We start from the raw sequence: 21,265 nt of genomic DNA on the forward strand, positions 1-21,265 counted from the left end.
TATCGGTCATTTCATATCCTCAAATTGACACCAGCAATAATTTGCCTGAATCCACCTCCGAATATTCCTGAAGTGGCCCGGTTCAATCGAGAGGCCCGGTAAATTTCATTGGTGATATTTTTCCCGTTGATAAAAGCCGTCATATTCAGTTTTTTACCCAAAATAAAATCATGGTTCACGTAGGCATCTATCGAACGATAGGCAGGCAGCTTTCCGATTGCCCCATCGGCAGACTCGTTGCTAAAATTATGGAACTCTGTGAATTGCTCGCTTACGAAATGTCCACTGACACCAACGGATAGGTTTTGGAAATCATAGTTCAAACCAATGCTCGCGTTCCATCTGGGTGTGTAAGGTGCTTCGGCATCTGAAAGGCCGTCCTCTCCAAAACGGATAACGCTTTTTGTTATGTTCTGAAAACCAGCTTGATCTATGGTTTCATCAGTAAGTAATACTTCACCTCCCGAACCATTTGAAACATATACCTCATAGGCACTTCGGTTGGCGTTTACTTTATCGATATACTCGTTTTGGGTGGCGGTACTGTGAATGACTTGCGAAAAAAGGTCTTTGTCCACCAATCTACCTTCCAACACTCTCGACTGCATCACATTGATATTTCCGAGAAGATGAAGCCGGTGCTGGTTTATATTGAAAAGTTCCGCTCCAACAGCAGCCTCCAACCCTTGCACATTAAATTTGCCTAATTCCTGAAATACTTCATTTCGGCCTCCCGCATAGAAATTCCGGCTGGTATTGTTGAAGTAGGTCAGTTGCCCGTCAATGCGATTATCCCATAAATTTCCTCGCCAACCGATTTCCTTGTTCCACGCCAATTCGGGTTCAATGTTGATGCTTTGTCCTGCAAGCGGGTTGGTAACAACACCGTCCTGCTCCACCAAAAACCCGAATACCTTGGACGGGGCTATCATACCCTGATAGATGCTTCCATAAAATTCCCCGTCTTGAATGCGATAATCTACTGTAATGCCCGGTAAAAATTGCGTGTAAGCATTCGGCACCCTACCTTCTTCCGTACTGTTTATGTTCGGGTTTTGAGCAAGAGCCAATAAATCTTGTCGGTACATATCCACGTATTCCAAACGAAGGATAGGTGTGATGCCCCATTTTCCGATATTAAATTCATTTCGGATAAAACCGTTGAAAGACCATAATTTGTACCACAAATCTGTTGTGGTGGTTCCATTTCTTGCCCACCTACTTCGATCTGCCACTAAAAAGCGGTCTTTAAAAGTTTCCCGGTGTAAATTGATTGCTGCTTCCAGGCGTTGCTTTTCACCGAATGCTTGCCAATCATAGTTCATGGTTTCTTTAAATCCCGAAACGGTGTACGTCCAACGACTATCTGTGGTGCTTTCCCGACCGTTCAACACCCTGCCTACAATTACGTAATCTTCATCATCGAAATCCAATCCTTTTAAATAACTGTACCGGTCATTAAAAATCGCCTCTCCAACGTAATTCCTTACCTCTGATGCTTTGACCTTTGCCGTGATTTGTCTCCACCAATCCCGCTCAAAATCGGTAGCATAAATTTTTGAGGTGAAACTCAGGTTACTATTAAGCAACCATTTATGGATAACGTCCACACCATAACGCCTCATCGTAAATTGGTCGGCATCCAAGGGGTTTATGGTTGGGTCGGTGTCGAAGGTAAATGGTGTTTGGGAACTTAATGAAGCCTGGTTGTCCTCAGATTGGCCACTTACTTTGAAATACAGGGATTGATTATCAGAAAGTTTAGCATATATTTTCGCATTCAAATTCAGTACTTCTACCGATGAATTATCGGTAAATCCATCAAACTTTTTGTAAACGCCCTCGACCAACGCCCCTAGATTGTTCCAGGTGCCGCCATAAGACAATAAGCCTGTTTGATAATTTCGTTGACCACCAATCAACTTCATTCGTAATTCAGGTTTTTGAGGCGGTAAGGCGGTAATGTAATTAATGGCACCATACATATTATTTGGCCCAAAACGCAGCATATCTGCACCTTTGTACACCTCGATGGAGGTCAACCGGTCGCTCACAGGGTTGTAGTAAGCTCCGGGGGCAATGTAGGGCGCGGGTGCGGAAGGTGTGCCGTCTTCCATAACCAATACTTTCTTGGAACGCCTTCCCCAGGAGCCTCTGATACTTATATTGGGGCGGTTGGAAAGCCCCATATCACCTAAAATGTTCACTCCGGGTACCATCCGCAGCACTTCTTCCGCACTCAATGGATTGATGTTTTTCAGGGTAATCGGACTTATTCTGAAATTGCTTCCTTTAAATTCCTCTTTAAAATTATTGGGTGATGCACTTACGATGACTTCATCCAAAGTTGTACTGGCTCGTACCAAGGCTATTACTCCTAAATCAGGTGTATTGGTATTGACGGAAAAAGTTTTTGCGTCATAACCCAAATATTTAATTTTGATCGTATTTGAGCCATCCGGAAGTTTGATCTCGAAAAATCCCGATTCACTGGTTACAGTAACAACGCCCTTAGATTCGACAACGATTTGAGCGCCAATAAGCGGTTGTTTGTCCTCACTGTCAACCACCCTTCCATTTACTTTTGTTTGGGCAAAAGATGTAATACTTATAAGTATTAATAATAAGGTCAAGGGTGAATTTCGTTTGGCCATTTTCAGTCTTATTGTTTTGTTAATTCTATGCTATAATTTCAAATATTGAGTCCTACTTCTTATAAGCCAACAACCTCAATGCATTAAACACCACCACCAAAGTAGAGCCTTCATGAATCAGCACTGCGATACCGATATTAGCAAAGCCGAAAACCGTAGCGGGTATTAACAAGGCTACTATGCCCAAACTCACCCAAAGATTTTCTTTGATAATGCCTTTGGCCTTTCTACTCAAACCGATGGCAAAAGGCAAGGTTTCCAGCTTGTCAGCCATTAGGGCGATATCGGCTGTTTCCAGGGCTACATCACTGCCTGCCGCTCCCATGGCAATACCTACGGTACTGTTGGCCATGGCCGGGGCGTCATTTACGCCATCACCCACCATCGCTACTTTAGATTCTTTTTCCCTGAGCTTTTTAATGGCTTCTACCTTTTCTTCCGGCAGCAAGCTGCCCCAGGCATCCGTGAGTCCAATTTCTTTGGCCACTGCATCGGCTACTTTCTGGTTATCCCCGGTAAGCATGACCATACGCTTGATACCAATCTTTTTCAGTTGCTCCAGGGTATTTTTAGCTTCCTTTCTGGGCGTATCCATCAGTGCAATAATGCCAATGTATTTGTCATTTTGACGGATCAGCATGGTAGTATTGCCATCTGACTCCAGCGACTTTACCTTTTCGTCCGTTTCCTTTTCGGGCTTTTTGTCATCCAGGGATTCAAACAGGTCCAGGTTGCCGATGTATATTTTGTCATTATCCAGGGTGGCCTTGATCCCTTTACCAAGCACCGCTTCCAGGTCTTTCGCATCACGCACATCAGAACCATCCAATCGCTCTTTGCCATCCCGTACCACGGCTTTGGCCAGGGGGTGGTCGCTCAGGCTTTCTACAGCTACTGCTATTTTCAACAGTTCGTCCTCTTTTACATCACCTAAAGCAACTACTTCAGTGAGCTTAGGCTTTCCTTCTGTCAATGTTCCGGTTTTATCAAAAGCCAGGGCGGTGAGTACACCCAGATCTTCCAGCGGACGGCCACCTTTGATAAGCACCCCGCTTTTGGCTGCCCTGGCTACTCCGCTTAGCACTGCACTTGGGGTGGCTATCGCCAAAGCACATGGACTGGCTGCCACCAATACGGCCATCGCACGGTAGAAGCTTTCGCTAAAGGTTTCGTCCAGTACCAGAAATGCGAAATTGAGTATGACTACCAAAACCAGTACAGACGGCACAAAATATTTCTCAAATTTGTCGGTGAGCCGTTGTGTAGGTGACTTCTGGGTCTGGGCTTCATTGACCAGTTTCACCAAGCGAGAGAGGGTAGAGTCCTTCGCTACTTTAGTGACTTTGATTTCCAGCGTATTGTTGCCATTGATGGTACCCGAAAAAGCCCGGTTCTCGTCTTTGATGTCTTTTTCCTCCGACCAGTTTTTATCAGGATTATCCACTGGTTCTTTATCTACCGGCACACTTTCACCGGTGATAGGAGCTTGGTTGACACTGCTTGTACCGCTTACAACCACACCATCGGCTGAGATTTTGCTGTTGGGCTTCACCACGATGATGTCACCTATGCTCAATTCCTCAATACCGACTTCTTCGGTCTTACCATTTCTCTTGAGCAATGCCGTTTTAGGAGCGAGCTCTGCCAAAGCAGCAATGGATTTACGGGCTTTGTTCATGGCGTAGTGTTCCAACGCATGCCCCATGCTAAAAAGGAAGAGGAGTAATGCACCTTCCGCCCATTCGCCCAGAATTGCCGCTCCAATGGCGGCTACGAGCATCAGGAAATCAATTTCAAAACCTCCTTTGGCCACTGTTTGAATGGCTTCTTTGGCCGTGAAATATCCGCCAAAGAAATAGGCTCCGATGTATAATGCGAGGCTCACCCAGGAAGGCACAGCCTCTACATAAGACAATCCAAAGCCAATTCCCAGCAATGCTCCACAGATAATGGAAAAAATCAGCTCTGTATTTTTACCGAAAATGCCACCGTGCGAATGTTCATCATCTTCACCTTCCTCATGGTCATGTTCCTTTTTACCTCTTTCTTGATCTTCGCCTTTTTCAGTTTCTTTTACTTGTTTAAGAAAACGTTCGGCACTTACTTGGGTATCCGGTATATCAAGCCCCTCTTTTCTCAGTGCTTTCATAATTTCCGCCTCATCCACTTTGGCCGTATCATACTCAACCCGCACCATACCGGATGCCGATACGGAGGCTTCTAAAATACCCGCTATATCCCGAAGGTCACGCTCTACATGACGGGCGTGGCGTGTATGGCGAATGCCTTCTACTTCTATGAGTTTGTGTCCAAATTTCTCATTGATTTCAGCCCCGGTTTGCTCGGCTAACGACTGGATACGGTCTAGGGAGATTAACTCAGGGTCGTAATGAAAACATAGCTGAGGCACACCTTTATCTGTTTCGTCTGCTATATGCACTTTTTCAAGGCCTTCTGTATCCTGAAGCTGTTGAATAAGTTTTTGCACACATTGATCCCTCTCATCAGGTACTTCGGGCAGGAGAAGCGGTATTTTAATTTGTAGTTTTTTCATGTGAATGTTATTTTTTAATTCAAAATCATGAGGGCCTTGGAGCATACATGATGATAAGCATACCTATTAAAGCAATTGTCCCACCTATTATGTCATACCCGTCGGGCACAACCCTTTCTATTTTCCAGCCCCATTGAATGGCCATTACGATAAATATTCCACCGTAGGCGGCATAGACCCGGCCAAAATGATCCGGTTGCCATGTAGCCACAATACCATATCCGATCAGAATTAAGCCCCCAATACCCCAATCCACCATGGTTTGCCCTCTCGTAGTGTGAGCCAAACCATATATCCACCACCTATTTCGCAAAGCCCGGCCAGCACGAATATTCCTAATGATTTTATGATAATTCCCATGTTTTACTTTAGTTTATTTTTTTAACTGAAATCAAAAGAACCCCTCGATAGCTTAACAACATACAGTGGGATTCTTTTCGCACGGAACTTCCGGCAGAAGGAGCATATTTTTATTTATAGTTTTTTCATGACTATTAATTGGAGCAATTATCACAAACACCTTTTACCACTAAGTTAGCCTCTTCAGGAACATACTTCGGAGGCAACTCCACTTCGGGAATTTTATAACTGGTCAGGCATTTGGTTTGTCCGCATACTCTGCAATGAAAATGCAAGTGTAAGTCCCTTTCAATTTCGCACTTACAACCTTCTTCACACAAGGCGTATTTCCGCACACCTGTGCCATCATCAATACTATGTACTAGTCCGTTATCCTCAAATGCCTTTAGTGTTCTGTAGATGGTAGTTCGGTCCGATTTCTCAAAATCTTGATATAGATCGGTCAAACTTACCGCTGCTTCCCTACCCATGAGGTACTCTAATACCAACAGCCGCATAGCAGTAGGTTTTATATGATGTGCTTTTAGGGTTTGTTCTAAATCCTTTATCATTTGCTTGAGATTATTCTTTTAAAGAATCACCTGTTTTTATTCTATACGCATCATCTATTTCAGAGACGTAAAAAATCCCATCACCCGGCTCAGGCGTTTGAGCTTTTCCACATATCAACTGTACCGCTTCTTCCATTTCTTCGTTTTGGCAAACCAGCTCCAGTTTTACAATCGGGCTATCGGTAAAATGAAAGTCTAATGAAGGGGAAGCATCTTTTTGTCGGTGCGCCCCGGCTCCTTCACCTCTAGATAGCGTTACACTCTCAAAACCTGCATCGCGCAGGGAGACAACAACTATGTTGTACTTTTTTCGGTTTTATATATGCTTTTATTTCCTTCATGTCTTTGTTTTTTATTGTCTTCTAGCTTAGAAATGCAGTTGACACGTTTTCTTGCCAACTGCATTTTGCAACTCTTTTAATGACCATGAGAGGTCTGACTTTTCTTCATTTCAGAAATCAGGTAATAGGCATTGTTCCATGCTACCTCGGTACCGTCAGGAATTGGTTCTAATAATTTGATCTCTACCCAACCATCTTCGGTTATACCGGTGCGTACTTCTATGGCTTTAAATGCCCATTCGGTCTTTCCATCGTCTTCATGGGCTTCCGCCATAAAAATAAAAGGCTTGCCTTCTTCTTCTATGATGGCACTTTCAGGTAAGGCTTTAACCTGATTGTCTCCAGTGCTTATTTTACCATTGATATACATGCCCGGGATCAGAAAATCTTCTTTTTGATCTATTTCGGCATGCACATGTACTGCCTTAGGGTTTTGTTCAAATTGTTTACCCACAGAATAAATCTTGGCTGAAAGCGTAGTACCCGGAATGGATTCCACGGTAAAGGCAATTTCCTGTCCTATTTTAACCTTGTGAACGTCCTTTTCAAATACCATCAAATCCGCATGTATGTGGTCGATATTGACAATCATGAACATCTCGGTCTGAGGATCAACATATTGCCCAATCTGAACCTCTACTTTTTCAATGTATCCATCAATTGGACTAACCACTGGTACGTATTGATAGATATCACCACTCTGTACATTTTTCACATTTAAGCTTAGCTGCTTCAATTGAGCTTCATAGCCTTTCACCTCACCCTTCATGGCCTGGTAGTCCGCCTGTATTTGCTGATAAGTTTTTCCGGAACCGACTTCCTCCTCATATAACCTTTTCTGCCGTTGATTTTCTTTTTCCAGAAACTGTAGTTGGCTGTAAGCCCGTACATAGTCAGTCTGTAACCTGGTCAGGTTGGGGTGGGAGAGATAGGCCAATACTTGCCCTTTGCTCACCTGATCTCCTTCAATCACTTTGATGGAAGTAACATTGGCTCCCAGAATAGCCGTAACGGTCGCCTCATGCTGAGGCGGCACTTCTAACTGACCATTTGCTTCTACCACGCCAGATAGTGAGCGGGTGGGTAGTGTGTCAATCTTGATGCCTAGACTTTCAAATTTGAGGTCCGAAAGATGAAGCTCGGCCAGCCGTTCTTCATTATTTCCTTCCTCACCTTCGTGCCCAGCCTCGCCCTCACTGTGTTCGTGAGAAGCTTCACCTGAGTCATCAGCCGAATTTTTGCCGCAACCTGTAAATACCGACACCATAAGTACTAGTGCAACTATATATATAATTTGCTTTTTCACTTCTTCTATTATTTGTCTGATTTTATTTTTGACTTTCAATTCCATCATTAGTTTGATGTTTTTAAATAGTATTCCAGTTGGTAGCGGCTATCCAGGTAATTGCCAAAGGCATTCCAGGAGTCCACTTCTATGCGAATGGCATCCCTGATGTTTTGCAGAAAGGTCACATAATCTATAGCTCCTTCGCGATAAGCCAGAATCGTACCTGATCGCTGTTCCTGTGCCAGGGGTAGCGCTTCATCGCGGTAATAATTCCATGAATTGAGCCATTTCAGGTATTGTTCTTTCTGGTTTTGATATGCTGCATTCAATTCCAGTTGAGTTTGTCGCAGGTTTTGTCCGGCTATATCCCGCTGGATTTTGGCCGACTGTGTCCTGCCAAGTTCAGGCCCGAAAAACAAGGGAATCCTTATCCCTACCTGATATTGATAAAAACCGGATTGTCCATCTACTTGTTGTCGGCCATACTGGCCTTGCAACTGCGGAAGAAACTGAGAATACCTTTCCTTTATGGTAGCATCCGCTACATCTACACGCTGTTTTGATACATTCAGCAACGGATGGTTCATCAAAGAGTCAGCCACATAATTCAGCGGTTCATCCAGTTGGGTAGCTGGGATATCCGGTACGGTAAAGAGGGTATCATTGGCAAACCACAGGTTAAGCCGCTGCAAGGCACTGAGATAATCCCTGTAAGCCTGTTCCTTCTGTATCTGTACCTGATTGGCCTGATTGGAGGTAGCCAGGTATTCCAGTTTGGAAGTAGCTTCAGTTTCCAAACGAATTCGTGCGGCTCTTTCAATATCGGTAAAAACCGAATCCAACTGCTCATAAACCTGGTAGTTATTTTTGGCTGCATATACCATTGCCCAGGCTTGGCTTACTTCCCTTTCCAGCTCTATCACGGACAGGTCAAGCGCCTTCTCAGCCAGTGCTACCCGTTCTTTTTGTAATTTCAAACGGGGTGCTATGCCAAAAATATCAATCTGCTGTTGTTGGATGCCTATCTGAGTGTAAACTCCATCCGAGCCATTGCCCACTTCTTCCTTACCAGTAAACACCTGCGTATTGCCAAAGTCCCATGCTGTTTTCTTTAAGGCCTGTTGGCTTTCAATTTCAAGTCTGGCTGATTGTATCTTAGGATAACTTTCTACCGCACGTTTTCTAGCCTGCTCTAATGTAATCGTAGGTAAGCTGTCTTTCTCCTGTCCCTGCTGCTGGGCATTAGCCATAGCCGGTAAGCCAAATAATCCACCACAAACGATGAGGACAATGATCACGTTGGCATTCGGTGCTTTCAGGTTCTTTCTTTTATCGCTCCTTCCTTCTACAAAAGTGTAAAGCACCGGCAGCACTAGCAGGGTAAGCAATGTGGCTGTCAGCATTCCTCCAATTACTACAGTTGCTAAAGGACGCTGCACTTCCGCTCCGGCAGACCCAGAGAAAGCCATGGGTAAGAACCCAAATATATCTGTTGTGGCTGTCAGCATAATGGGCCTGATTCGCTCTTTGGTTCCTGTTAAAATTCTTTCTCTGATGCTGGTGACGCCTTCTTCTTTCAATGAATTAAAGCGGTTGATTAAGACCAAGCCATTTAACACGGCTACTCCAAAAAGCACGATAAAACCAACGCCTGCTGAAATACTGAAGGGCATATCTCTAATCCACAGCGCAAATATACCACCAATAGCTGCCAGGGGTATAGCGATATAAATCATGATGGATTGTGAAAATGACTGTAGCGCAAAATAGAGTAAAACGAAAATCAAGAACAGCGCTATTGGAACAACAATGGCTAATCTGCTCTTCGCTCGTTCCAGGTTTTCAAACTCTCCTCCATAAGTGATGTAATAGCCGGGAGGTAACTCTAGTTGTGCATCCAGTTTTTCCTGAATATCATTTACCACTGACTCTACATCTCTTCCCCGTGTATTCACTCCTACATAGGTTCTTCTATAGGTATTGTCCCGCGAGATCTGCATGGGGCCCGGCACATAGCTGATATCTGCCACTTCTTTTATCGGCACTTGGGTACCATCGGGCAGATCAATGTAGAGTGTGCGCAGGTCATCAATACTTTTGCGATGTGCCTCGTCAAACCGGATGACCAGATCAAACCTTTTTTCTCCCTCAAAAATCACCCCGGCCACACCACCGGCAAAAGCAGAGCTTACATACTCATTGAGCTTTTGAATATCCAGGCCGTATTGGGCAATTTTATCCCGGTTGTAACGAACGGTCATTTGAGGAAGTCCTGATGTCCGTTCGGGGTTTACATCACCAGCTCCTGGCACGGTAGAAATAATATCGGCCATCTCCTGCACCTTTTCGGAAAGCACTTCCAGGTCTTCACCATAGAGTTTAACGGCAATATCCTCCCGTACCCCTTCCAGCAACTCATTAAAACGCAGCTCTACCGGCTGGGTAAATACCAGGTTTACTCCTGTAAGATGCATCTCAAGCTTATCCTTGATTTGCTCAATTAGTTCATCTTTAGTCTCTGCAGACACCCATTGGTCTTTATCCTTTTCTAAGATGAGGTACATATCGGCTATATCCATCGGCATAGGGTCGGTAGGGATGTCCGCCACCCCGATCCGGGCAGTTACTGTTTTTATTTCAGGGAAACTTTCCAGCAACAGGTTCTCAATCCTGATAGATACCTCTTTTGATTCGCTTAGGGAACTCCCGGGCCTGATGAGTGCCTGCATGGCGATATCTCCTTCATCAAGCTGAGGCACAAACTCACCTCCCATCCGTGAAAAAATGAACCCGGCTGTTCCCAGCAGCACAATAGCTACGATAATCACTATTGCTTTAAAACGCAGGGCGCTTTTTAGCAAGGGCAGGTAAGCCTTTTGAATACCACCAATGATTTTATCACTTACTCTTTCCAGCCAGCGTTCAAATCGTCCAAACCAGTTCTTTTTGTTTTGAATAGGCTTCATAAATAAGGCCGACATCATCGGTACATAAGTCAGGCACAGGATAATGGCGCCAATCATGGCAAAACCAAAGGTGTAGGCCATCGGCTGGAACATTTTACCTTCCACACCGGTGAGGAATAAGATGGGGGCGAATACAATAAGGATGATGATCTGTCCGAAAAATGCCGAACTCATCATGGTACTGCCTGCATCATAAGCCACCTCGTCCATCACACCCTGATTGAACTTAATTTTCCCTGATCGGATGCGTTTCTGGATTTCATACACCGTACCTTCAATGATGATCACCGCCCCGTCTATGATGATCCCAAAGTCAATGGCTCCCAGGCTCATGAGATTAGCCCATACATTAAACTGCTTCATCAGAATGAAAGCAAACAGCAGTGAAAGCGGAATGGTGGTTGCAGTGATAATACCACCACGGACACTACCCAATAGAATTACCAGGGCAAAAATTACAATCAACGCCCCTTCCAGGAGGTTCGTTTTTACGGTGTCTGTCGTTCTGGAAATCAGGTCACTTCGGTCAATGATCGTGTAAATAGTTAGTCCTTCGGGAAGAGACTTTTCTACCTCGGCCATACGCTCTTTTACATTTTGGATTACCGCATTGGGATTAGATCCTTTCAGCATCATAATGATACCCCCGACAGCTTCCTTTCCATCCTGTGTGAAAGCTCCATACCGTACCTGATTACCGAAGTGTACTTTGGAGGCGACATCACCTACCGTAACTGGGATTCCATTTTCTGTTTTTATGACGATTTTTCTGATATCATCCAGAGAGCGCACCAATCCTTCTCCTCGGATGAAATTGGACATCCTGTTCTTCTCAATGTAAGCCCCCCCGGTATTGACATTATTTCTCGCCAGAGCCTCGTATACCTGAGAGATGCTCACATTCTGCGCATTGAGTTTATCCGGGCTGATGGCTACTTCATATTGCTTGATATAGCCACCGAAAGAATTCACTTCAACCACACCATCAAGCAAGGTCAGTTGTCTTTTTACAATCCAATCCTGGATTGTGCGCAACTCCATAGGAGAATACAGCGAGTCATAACCCTCTTGTGGTTGTATTGTGTATTCATAAATTTGGCCTAAACCGGTGGAAATGGGACCCATTGACGGGCTTCCGAATTTCTCCGGAATGGTTTCTTTTAATTCGTTCAGTTTTTCCTGTACCAGTTGTCTGGGCAGATAGGTACCCATATCGTCTTCAAAAACAATAGTGACTACCGACAGGCCAAACCTGGAAATAGACCGGATTTCATCCACCCCCGGCAGGTTGCCCATGGCCAGTTCCACCGGATAGGTAACAAACTGCTCTATATCCTCTGTGGCCAGGTTTGGAGAGACAGTAATTACCTGGACCTGGTTATTGGTAATGTCCGGGACGGAACCCAGATTGACCGTTGACATGGAGTATATCCCCACGCCAATGAGGGCGAGCGTAAGCAGGCCCACGATGAATTTGTTCTTTATTGAGAACGATATGATTTTATTGATCATACGACTTTTAATTATTTGATATGGACGGAGAAGAAGTGATGGAACCGTGCTACAATCGCTACCAAAAGGATCAGGCTGACCAACACAATAAAAAACCACTTTAGGATCTGTTTGACGGTGACTTTCTTCCTTCTTTCTTTCCTTTTTTTCGTTTTGCTTTTATTCAATTTTTTCAACTTTTGGATAAAATTGAACACAATGAATTTTTGCCTTTGAGTACTAAAGGCCCATTAAAAGAAAATGCCTGACGGATCAATAAAATGCTTACTCAGTCCTGTTAAAAGGACTTATCGTCAGGGCATACTTATCCTGCAAGACAAGAAGAATTATGATTTGGGGGGCTTGATAAATCCAGAGATTTCAATGCTTCTGAAATCCTGAAAATAAGAAGTGTAAACCGCAGAAAGTTTCACGAGGTGTGTGAAATCAACCCCTGCTGTTGATAAAAAATGCACATGGCAACAATGGCATACGCAAAATGGAGAACAACCGTCCCAACCCTGATTGTGGTCATGATTGTGATTATCATTCGCAGTTTTGATTACTGTAATACTATTCTCGCTATCCTTAAGTGGCACTGTATCCGCACAGGCCATCCCTGAAAGGACGATAAAGTAAAAGCTTAATATGTAGCACGCGATTTTCACTATTGCAAATATACGGATTAATGCAATGCAAGGGTATTGCAAAGTTGTATCTTCATATTAACGCATGTTTTCTCAGGATTGTTAGTACTTAAATAGTTAATACGATAGCAGACCGACTAAAAATAGCTGGATATGCCTATCTGGAATCCTGCTGTTTTGGCTGCCGGATTGCCCAACAAATCTGTCTCCCATATATGCCGGTAATTGGCGCGGATCACTGTTTGAGATGATGGACGAAAACTAAGAGCCGGTACTATGGCTTGTACATCATCATGAATGTTTCCTCCTGTCTCTTCAAATGACCCTACGTTATAATCTACATGTTCAAGCCGTAGTGCCAGGTTAATTCTGGCATTCTCCCACCCGAACATTTCACGCTTTAAAACGGTATAAACAAAATCTATAAACCCGCCTTGTTGTTGACTTCCAAACTGCTGGGAGTAAGTGGCAGGAACGTCCACGAATGCCCATACCCATTCCCCGGTAATATCCAGATTTTTTATTGCGGAAGTATTAAAATCAATTGCCAAAACATCCAGTCTCCTTTTTTGATCCAGCATAAGTCCGTCTTCTTCATACTTGTTATACACATCGCCCATCCAAGACAACCCTATTTCCCCGATTTTCCGGTGACGAATAGCCGTCTTTAGCGTGATAAGGGGAACAGCATTGAAGTTTTCTTCAAAACGATCTACATTTTCTTTGGTAGCTGGAAGCCAGGTTCTGCCTTCACTATTCGCAACTATCCGATCATTAAAACCATTGGTAACATAAGCTTCGTAGGCCCATACCCATTGTTTTTGATAGGTCTTTCCGTGCAAACCAAACCCAACATTACTGAAAGTGGCCGGGATAATAGTAGTGGCAGAGATTGGCCTGTCTACAAACTCCCACCTCGGGCCATCGTGGTTTTGATTAAATGCCCCAATCGGGTTCATGATAATTCCTCCCCTGAAATTGAGTAATGGATGAAATTCAAAATCAAGAGCGGCAAACTCAATGTTGATCTCTTTGGTACCTTCTTCAAATTCTATTTCCGAGAGAAATTTAATCCGCTCAGTGATGGTGGAAGATACAAACAGGGTCATTCTCGGAATTTTAAAAGAGACACCCTCGGTAATGCCATCGGACACAAAGTATTCTCCCTGTGCTTCAATATAACCCCCAATTGCTACCGGAAAACTTCCTGCTTGCAGAAAAGGCCGGTTGTAAACCGCGTCCATATTCAGTAGCAACTGAAAGCTGTCTGACTTTTGGGCAAATGCTACATGATTTAAACAAATCAGCACCAGCAGATAGCCACCAATTTTATAAATAGATGAAGATGTTTTCATGATCTGTGTTTACTTTAAAGTTTTTAAGATTCGTTTCTGCCGGGCCTTGTACCACATTCCCCTTGGCATCAAATTCACTCCCATGGCATGGGCATACCAGATAGTGTGGTTGTGCATTTACCTCACAGCCCTGGTGGGTGCATTCCATCCAGAGTGCCATGTAATCATCTGCTGAGAGCCTGTATAATGCAATAGGAAAAGCCAGTGATAGCTCTCGCACCAGCACGACTTCTCTTGGCTTTTCCACCCCTTCAATAAATTCTTGTTTTGAGACGGTGAGCCTGTTGTCTCTGGCTATTGTATTTACCCGATGGACTGAGGTGCACCCAGAAAGTAAAATCGGGACTCCAGCAATCGCTAAACACGAACTCCCTGCCAGTTTCAAAAATGTTTTCCTGTCCATCTTAAAGTGACTTTAGGAATGTCAAAAGCTTTTGTTTGTCAATATCACTCAACTGCTCAAAGCTACCCCGGCTATCATTTGCCTCTCCACCATGCATTAAAATGGCTTCTTCAATACTTTTGGCTCGGCCATCATGCATGAGAAAAAACTCACCTCCTTGCGAATCAGGTGACAGGCCCAAGCCCCAGAGCGGAGGAGTTCGCCATTCATACGTTTCTGCTGACCCTTCAGTGGCCCCATCGTCCAGTTCTGGCCCCATGTCATGGAGCAATAAATCCGTATAAGGATGAAAAGTCTTATTGCTGAGAGCCGGAATGTCAGATTCAGGTGTTGTCCAGGAGGGAATATGACATGAGCCACAGTTGATATCAGTAAAGATTTGTTGCCCCTGGATGACATTATAAGTCTCCGGATCCCTTTGGATAGGTGCTTTGAGTGTACTCAAGTAGAATACCACCTCCCGAATGGTCTGGTCACTAACTTCAGGATCGACCGATAGGTCTGTGGCCACATCTAAGGGCTCAAACGTAGAAGTGACACCCATATCCTGATTATAAGCGGTAGCGGTCTGCTGCAACAAATCTATAGCTGCGGCTTTCTTTCCAAAACGACCGATGAATTGCGCGTTGACTGCCTGGTGAAACCATTTTGGTTGGAAGTAATCGGGTGGATCAATATAATTGGGAATCCCTGATATTCCATCTCCATCCACATCATCAGGGTCGGCATTCTTCAGGATTTGTTCATCAGTAAGTGCTGCTAATAAACCAAGCCCGGTAACTGCCGGAGGGGTGAATTTCATAAAAGGTGTGCCCAAAGTTAGTTTTTCTGGCTCAAAACCTGGTATAGCCCGGTTTTGAAGCTGGGGAGCACCCGCAGGAAAATCGGTGCTTTGGCCGGGAGAAGTCTGGCCAAACCTTGTAAGAGTCGTAAAAGGATGGCCTTTACCATCACCCGGATGACAACTTCCACAAGAAGTAGCTACGAACATAGGGCCTAATCCGCTTTCGGGTGTGAATATTTCATCATTGAATGCCACATCTCCAGCCAAAAACCGGTTTTGCTCTGAAAAGGAGAGCGCACCTATGGGTCCGTCAAGTAGCTCATTTTCGGCCGGTGCTTCCGGAAAAACCTCATCACAGCTGTAAATGATGGCGGCCATGAAACAAATAACCGGTAAAACCTTAATTTTTATATTAATCATATTTTTAAATATTGATTAGACAAACTTATAAATTTGTTTTGTCAAAGTAAAATTTTAGATTAATCTAAATTATGAAAAACGAATCATCTACAGTTGAGAATTATATCAAGACCATCTATTCTTTATGTGACAAGAATGGCAAAACGACTGTGAGTGCTGTAGCCGAAAGACTGCAAAACAACCCTGCATCAGTATCAAACATGGTTAGGCGGCTACATGAAAAAGGGTTATTAGAGAATAAGAGCAAGCTGATATTGAGTAAGGAGGGCAATCTGCTGGCTCGTCAACTGATAAGAAAACACCGACTTTGGGAAACTTTTCTTGTGAGAGTACTCAATTTTAAATGGGAGGAAGTACATGATATTGCTGAGCAGTTGGAGCATGTACATTCGCCACTACTCACAGAAAGACTTCCAGTCTTTCTTAAATACCCAAAATTTGATCCGCATGGTGATCCAATACCTGACAAAAAAGGCAACTTACCTGATTTGAATGCGATACCTCTTACTGAAGCCGAGGTTGATCAACTTTATATATTTCGGAGTGTTGCAACAGATAAAAGCGATTTTTTAAACTATTTAAATAAGAAAGGGCTTCAACTTGGCCAAAAATGGAAAGTAACTGAAAAAGAGGAGTTTGACGGCTCCGTCAAACTCCTAATTGACGAAAACAGGGAGGTATATTTCAGTGAAACAGTAGCCCAAAACTTCTAAGTGAGCGCTATATAGTGATCTTGGTTACCTCTACCCCAAACTGTTGCCAATCACGTTTACCGAGCTCAGGCTCATGGCTGCTGCTGCCAGCATTGGACTTAAAGCAATCCAAAAAATGCAAATAAGGTTTTTGCATCTGCCTGCAATTAATTGGTAGCCTCAGCCTTAAAACCCGCTTTCTGTACCGTTTTCTTTATTTCTTCTTCAGTCAGATCAGAAGTTTCTACAGTAAGTATGCGGTCATCACTTTCAAGGTTGACATCCCATTTTTTTATGTTCTTTTCTTCGTTCAGGAAGGGAGTCACTTTTGAAAGGCATCCGCCACAATTGATATTGGTTTTGAATTTTAAAGTGTTCATTGTTTAGTCTATTTAAAGTTTATAATTTGATTCTTAAATTTTTGCTGCTTTCAACCGCAGACTATTGGCTACTACCGATACCGAACTGAAGGCCATCGCCATGCCCGCAATCATCGGGTCAAGTAAAAAGCCGTTTACCGGATATAAAAGCCCTGCTGCTATCGGGATACCGATAATGTTGTAAATGAATGCCCAAAAGAGGTTCTGACGGATACCCAATACGGTTTTCTTAGATAGCTTAAGTGCTTTAGGTATGGACTGCAGGTCTGAAGTTATTAATGTCATCTTCGCCACATCCATGGCTATGTCAGAACCTTTGCCCATCGCGATGCTGATGTTGGCTTGTGCAAGAGCATGTGAGTCGTTGATGCCATCCCCAACCATCGCCACAATTTTTCCTTTGGCTTGTAGCTCTTTTACAAAATCTGCCTTGTCGGAGGGCAACACTTCCGCTTTGAAGTGTTTCAAACCCACTTGGTGAGCAACCGCACGAGCTGTTTGTTCATTATCTCCAGTGAGCATATACACTTCAATGTTTCTTTCCTGCAGGGTTTCAATGGCCTTCTTAGACGTTTCCTTGATCTTATCGGCAATTGCCAGCACAGCTAAAGCCTGATCTTGATTGGCAAAAAAGACTACAGTCTTGGCTTCCTCCCGAAGTGTTTTTGCTTTTTTGTCAAGTTGATTACTCACGTTGATATTATGCTCGGTAAGCAATCTTTGGTTACCCATATAGAACCTCATGTCATTTTCATCAATTGCTTCAACCCCCCGCCCCGTACTGCTGTTAAACTGGGAAATGGTTGCAGATTTAATGCCTTCCTCTTTTAGCTTTTGAACCACCGCTTCTGCCAAAGGATGTTCCGATTGCGACTCCATGGCCAGTACCATGGGCTTGAGCTTTTCAGATTGCCCCTCATCTTCCCAAAAGATATCCGTAACGACCGGCTTCCCTTCGGTGATGGTGCCCGTTTTGTCTAAAACAACAGCATTTACCTGATGTCCCAATTCCAGGCTTTCAGCATCTTTGATCAGAATATTGTTTTCAGCACCCTTTCCAACACCTACCATAATAGCGGTTGGGGTAGCCAGCCCCAAAGCACAGGGGCAGGCAATCACCAACACGGCTACCGAGGTAAGTAACGCATGCGTGAAGGCATCATCTCCACCTACCAACATCCAGGTGATAAAGGTCACGATGGAAATAGCCATGACGACCGGTACAAATATTCCTGCTATTTTATCTACCAGCTTTTGAACCGGGGCCTTACTGCCCTGGGCTTCCTGCACCATTTTGATTATTTGGGCAAGCAATGTTTCCTCGGCTACTTTTTCTGCGATAAAGCGGAAGCTTCCCTTTTGGTTTACCGTTCCGGCAAAGACTTTTTCACCTTTTGTTTTCTCTACCGGTATGGGTTCTCCTGTAATCATGCTTTCATCAACAAAAGAATTTCCCTCGGCCACTTCACCATCTACAGGTATCTTCTCCCCCGGACGAACCAAAATGGTATAACCCACCTCAACCGAGGCAATGGGCATTTCCACTTCCTCTCCATCCACGATCACTTTCAATGTTTTGGGCTGTAAACCCATTAGTTTTTTGATGGCAGAAGAAGTATTGGATTTTGCTTTTTCCTCCAATACTTTTCCCAGTGAGATGAAAGTGATGATTACGGTAGCCGCTTCATAATACACATGTGGATGTATGCCCCTATTGTGCCAAAACTCAGGAAATAAGGTATTGAACAAGCTGAAAATGAATGCAATCCCCGTACTCAGGGCCACCAACGTATCCATGTTAGCCTTCCCGTGCCTGGCTTGTTTATAGGCATTAATGAAAAAACTTCTGCCAAACCAGAATAAAACCGGAATGGTAAATGCCAGAGAAATCCATCTGCCCGGCATCCAGTCCATGTAGAACATGCCCAGAATGAATACCGGTAGCGTTAATATAGCAGACCAAATGGTGCGTCTTTTTACTTCCTGGTAATGCTTTTCCTGAAGCTCCTGCTGCGCTTCTGATGGATTTTCAGCGTCTACAATCAAATCATAACCAACTGACTGTAGCGCCTTACGCAAATCCTCTGAGGTGAGTGAATCGTTATATTCTACTAATACCGAACTATTAGCGAAATTGACACTTGCCTTGGCCACACCTTCAGTATGGGTAAGGATGGACTCCACGCTGGAGGCACATGAGGCGCAAGTCATCCCCGTTACAGGAAAGGATTTTTTTAGTGTCTTGTCCATCTTTTTAGATGGTCTTCTTTTTGGTTCAATAATATCTATGGCTTCCATATATCATTTTTTAATCTATATGTTCTGAGATGAACAATACAAATTTCGGAAGTGCAAAAGGAATAAGTACTATAGGATTTGCTGAAGGTTTTACAAAATTGTCAGTAGGCCGAGCACACGGGATTTGAATATTGAATAATTATATGTTATCCAATGTGTTTCTTTTTCTATCAATAGTACTTTTAAACTGAGAAGGTGTCATACCAGTGACTTTTTTAAATTGACTACTTAAATGTGCCGAACTGCTGTATCCTAACTGAAAGGCGATTTGGCTCAGTGTAAGTTCATCATAGATCAGCAATTCCTTAATGCGTTCAATTTTTTGGCGAATAATATATTGCTCCAGGGTGATACTTTCTACAGAAGAAAAAAGCATACCGAGATATTTATAGTCATAGTTGAGTTGGTCAGCGATAAAATCAGCCCATTTCACATCTAAAACTTCCTGTGAATGATGAATCTTTTGAACAATCAAATTTTTCATCTGCTCTATCAGTCTGCTTTTGCGATCATCTATAAGCGAAAAACCTACTGTTTCCAGCCCTTCATTTAACCTGCTTTTTTCCTCATCCCCTAATCCTTCTTTGAGTTCAATCTCACCCAATTCCACATTTTGAAAGGGTATCTCCAATTCTTCCATGAGTTGCTTAACCGCTGTTATACAGCGCGGGCAAACCATATTTTTCACGTGTAATTTTCTGCTCTCTATCATCTCAATATTGTAATGGCACTTGAATAAATAAACACTATTTTAAGCGATATGATTTATAAAATCCGGTGTTTGATGTATGAAATTATGAGACTACATTTAAATGCAGCCACTCTGAATTTTGTTTATCGGGTATCTCTGGTAGAAATAATTTTGTGTGTGATAATAAAACTCAGTATTGGATTTACCACAATCGCCAAAAAAGGAGAAAGCCCTACCTCCAAAACTGGTACAATAGGCATCTTTTCATTGTAACTCCAGAAATTAAGTTCAATAGCTACCCATTCCGCTACGAATGCAAACATACCAGCTATTAGAAGTACAGTAACAATTGTTTTGAAATTGAAATTACGAATCCAACACCTATCTTTAAGTACCACAGCCACAAGGCCATATATGATAAATTTAAGTACCACATCCCCGATGGTGCATCCTAGAAAATAGATGCTTTTCATAAAGTAATTATACTCTTCATATAGGCCTGCATGAAGGTTTTCCCAGATAAAATTTAGCACAAAGGCTATCAGGGAAATCCAAATTATCAGACTTTTACGTGTAGGATTATGGGGTTCATTCATAAAAAAATCAGGATCAACCTGCATATAAGGCTGACCCTGATGCTTAAATATCTCACAAAAATAAACCTACAGAAAATATCCCATGACCCTGTACCTCCATAATGAGCGATATCAGGATAAGCGTGTATGTGATTTTGAAGTTCATTTCAGGGTGTTTATTCGTTTACCTTAAAGTCGAAGCTAATGCGCACCTTTTCCCATTCCAGTGAAATTTGTCCTCCATCATCATCTTTTGCTACGGTATAAGTCAGCTCTTCTTTTACTTCGGGCAGCTCTTCCGGTGATACGGAAAATCTCATCACATCCTTATCAGCTGAGTACTCGTCCGCACCGTGCTGGTCCCAGTTTTTGTTAAGTATGATCGTCCATTCTGCCTTTCCGGGAATGGTAAAAAAGGCATATTTCCCTTTTGGGAGTTCCTGCCCATTGATGAGCAGCTCTTTGTTTGTGTCCAGCCAGGTGGCCTTATGTGCCCCTGAAACCCATACTTCATCGTAGGCCACCAGTCCACCAAAAATAACCCGGCCTCTAACACGTGGAGAGGAGTAATCGATATGCACATGAGCGTCATTTATCATGGCCATGGCACTGGTATGAGGGCTTTTAGGCTTCCCTTCACTTTCACTTGCTCCTTCTTTAGCCATATCATGCCCCTCATGTTCATCAGAAGCTTTTGAGGCTGGGTGTTCATGGGCATCATCATGGCCCTCTTTTTGGGAATCAGAAGTTTGACTTGTGCATCCGGAAAAAATGAACGCGGCTATTGTAAGAGTGTAGATTAGTTTTTTCATAGG

General features: G+C 43.4%; 16 protein-coding genes and 1 pseudogene. 1 reads left to right on the forward strand and 16 read right to left on the reverse strand.

Annotated features, from left to right (window positions below; translation table 11 throughout):
• Window positions 1-11: 11 nt before the first annotated feature.
• The 11 genes and pseudogenes from BUB19_RS08130 to BUB19_RS08185 all read right to left on the reverse strand — a co-directional run bounded on the left by BUB19_RS08130 (window position 12) and on the right by BUB19_RS08185 (window position 15,814).
• Window positions 12-2,633 (reverse strand): TonB-dependent receptor, encoded by a 2,622-nt coding sequence (locus BUB19_RS08130; protein WP_178371459.1) that lies wholly within the window; start codon window positions 2,631-2,633, stop codon window positions 12-14.
• 73 nt (window positions 2,634-2,706) lie between these two features.
• On the reverse strand, window positions 2,707-5,208 hold the full coding sequence (locus BUB19_RS08135; RefSeq protein ID WP_073094237.1) for a heavy metal translocating P-type ATPase: 2,502 nt from the start codon (window positions 5,206-5,208) through the stop codon (window positions 2,707-2,709).
• 25 nt (window positions 5,209-5,233) lie between these two features.
• Window positions 5,234-5,568 (reverse strand): annotated as a pseudogene (locus BUB19_RS08140) (YnfA family protein).
• Between the two features lie 134 nt (window positions 5,569-5,702).
• The gene (locus BUB19_RS08145; RefSeq protein ID WP_073094020.1) at window positions 5,703-6,119 is read right to left on the reverse strand and encodes a Fur family transcriptional regulator; all 417 of its coding nucleotides are present in this window, start codon (window positions 6,117-6,119) and stop codon (window positions 5,703-5,705) included.
• Between the two features lie 10 nt (window positions 6,120-6,129).
• Entirely contained in the window at window positions 6,130-6,417 is a 288-nt protein-coding gene (locus tag BUB19_RS08150; RefSeq protein WP_317041582.1) for a P-II family nitrogen regulator, read from the reverse strand.
• Between the two features lie 119 nt (window positions 6,418-6,536).
• Window positions 6,537-7,814 carry an efflux RND transporter periplasmic adaptor subunit gene (locus BUB19_RS08155; protein ID WP_218588551.1) on the reverse strand — a complete coding sequence of 426 codons (1,278 nt, stop codon included), beginning with the start codon at window positions 7,812-7,814 and terminating at the stop codon, window positions 6,537-6,539.
• Entirely contained in the window at window positions 7,814-12,226 is a 4,413-nt protein-coding gene (locus tag BUB19_RS08160) for a CusA/CzcA family heavy metal efflux RND transporter (protein ID WP_073094021.1), read from the reverse strand. The genes BUB19_RS08155 and BUB19_RS08160 overlap by 1 nt, the downstream gene beginning before the upstream one ends.
• A 326-nt stretch (window positions 12,227-12,552) precedes the next feature.
• A complete protein-coding gene (locus BUB19_RS24695) occupies window positions 12,553-12,873 on the reverse strand; it encodes a DUF6660 family protein (protein ID WP_073094023.1) in 321 nt (106 codons plus the stop codon).
• 116 nt (window positions 12,874-12,989) lie between these two features.
• Window positions 12,990-14,207, reverse strand: a complete 1,218-nt coding sequence (locus tag BUB19_RS08175; protein WP_073094024.1) for a hypothetical protein — start codon at window positions 14,205-14,207, stop codon at window positions 12,990-12,992.
• Complete coding sequence (locus BUB19_RS08180; RefSeq protein WP_073094025.1) at window positions 14,182-14,610, reverse strand: QcrA and Rieske domain-containing protein; 429 nt, start codon at window positions 14,608-14,610, stop codon at window positions 14,182-14,184. The genes BUB19_RS08175 and BUB19_RS08180 overlap by 26 nt, the downstream gene beginning before the upstream one ends.
• A gap of 1 nt (window position 14,611) precedes the next feature.
• Window positions 14,612-15,814, reverse strand: coding sequence for a di-heme oxidoredictase family protein (locus BUB19_RS08185; protein ID WP_143155962.1), 1,203 nt, complete (start codon window positions 15,812-15,814; stop codon window positions 14,612-14,614).
• Between the two features lie 71 nt (window positions 15,815-15,885).
• On the opposite strand from BUB19_RS08185, the gene BUB19_RS08190 reads away from it, so the two are divergent.
• Window positions 15,886-16,527: a metal-dependent transcriptional regulator gene (locus BUB19_RS08190; RefSeq protein WP_073094026.1), complete on the forward strand. Its 642-nt coding sequence runs from the start codon at window positions 15,886-15,888 to the stop codon at window positions 16,525-16,527.
• Window positions 16,528-16,673: 146 nt separating this feature from the next.
• On the opposite strand, the gene BUB19_RS08195 is transcribed toward BUB19_RS08190, so the two are convergent.
• From BUB19_RS08195 to BUB19_RS08215, 5 genes are all read right to left on the reverse strand, one after another.
• Window positions 16,674-16,886 (reverse strand): heavy-metal-associated domain-containing protein, encoded by a 213-nt coding sequence (locus BUB19_RS08195; protein WP_073094027.1) that lies wholly within the window; start codon window positions 16,884-16,886, stop codon window positions 16,674-16,676.
• A gap of 33 nt (window positions 16,887-16,919) precedes the next feature.
• Window positions 16,920-19,184 (reverse strand): heavy metal translocating P-type ATPase, encoded by a 2,265-nt coding sequence (locus BUB19_RS08200; protein ID WP_073094028.1) that lies wholly within the window; start codon window positions 19,182-19,184, stop codon window positions 16,920-16,922.
• 139 nt (window positions 19,185-19,323) lie between these two features.
• Complete coding sequence (locus tag BUB19_RS08205; protein WP_073094029.1) at window positions 19,324-19,896, reverse strand: AraC family transcriptional regulator; 573 nt, start codon at window positions 19,894-19,896, stop codon at window positions 19,324-19,326.
• Window positions 19,897-20,018: 122 nt separating this feature from the next.
• Window positions 20,019-20,471: a hypothetical protein gene (locus BUB19_RS08210; RefSeq protein ID WP_143155963.1), complete on the reverse strand. Its 453-nt coding sequence runs from the start codon at window positions 20,469-20,471 to the stop codon at window positions 20,019-20,021.
• Window positions 20,472-20,626: 155 nt separating this feature from the next.
• Window positions 20,627-21,262, reverse strand: a complete 636-nt coding sequence (locus BUB19_RS08215) for a DUF2911 domain-containing protein (RefSeq protein ID WP_073094031.1) — start codon at window positions 21,260-21,262, stop codon at window positions 20,627-20,629.
• Window positions 21,263-21,265: the final 3 nt, after the last annotated feature.

This window comes from Cyclobacterium lianum, from assembly GCF_900143075.1.
Taxonomy (GTDB): Bacteria; Bacteroidota; Bacteroidia; order Cytophagales; family Cyclobacteriaceae; genus Cyclobacterium; species Cyclobacterium lianum.

Coding starts and splice junctions, on each gene's coding strand:
- BUB19_RS08135 (WP_073094237.1), bottom strand. CDS start 5,208: ATGAAAAAACTACAAATTAAAATACCGCTTCTCCTGCCCGAAGTACCT.
- BUB19_RS08145 (WP_073094020.1), bottom strand. CDS start 6,119: ATGATAAAGGATTTAGAACAAACCCTAAAAGCACATCATATAAAACCT.
- BUB19_RS08155 (WP_218588551.1), bottom strand. CDS start 7,814: ATGATGGAATTGAAAGTCAAAAATAAAATCAGACAAATAATAGAAGAA.
- BUB19_RS08160 (WP_073094021.1), bottom strand. CDS start 12,226: ATGATCAATAAAATCATATCGTTCTCAATAAAGAACAAATTCATCGTG.
- BUB19_RS08175 (WP_073094024.1), bottom strand. CDS start 14,207: ATGAAAACATCTTCATCTATTTATAAAATTGGTGGCTATCTGCTGGTG.
- BUB19_RS08180 (WP_073094025.1), bottom strand. CDS start 14,610: ATGGACAGGAAAACATTTTTGAAACTGGCAGGGAGTTCGTGTTTAGCG.
- BUB19_RS08185 (WP_143155962.1), bottom strand. CDS start 15,814: ATGATTAATATAAAAATTAAGGTTTTACCGGTTATTTGTTTCATGGCC.
- BUB19_RS08190 (WP_073094026.1), top strand. CDS start 15,886: ATGAAAAACGAATCATCTACAGTTGAGAATTATATCAAGACCATCTAT.
- BUB19_RS08195 (WP_073094027.1), bottom strand. CDS start 16,886: ATGAACACTTTAAAATTCAAAACCAATATCAATTGTGGCGGATGCCTT.
- BUB19_RS08200 (WP_073094028.1), bottom strand. CDS start 19,184: ATGGAAGCCATAGATATTATTGAACCAAAAAGAAGACCATCTAAAAAG.
- BUB19_RS08205 (WP_073094029.1), bottom strand. CDS start 19,896: ATGATAGAGAGCAGAAAATTACACGTGAAAAATATGGTTTGCCCGCGC.
- BUB19_RS08210 (WP_143155963.1), bottom strand. CDS start 20,471: ATGAATGAACCCCATAATCCTACACGTAAAAGTCTGATAATTTGGATT.
- BUB19_RS08215 (WP_073094031.1), bottom strand. CDS start 21,262: ATGAAAAAACTAATCTACACTCTTACAATAGCCGCGTTCATTTTTTCC.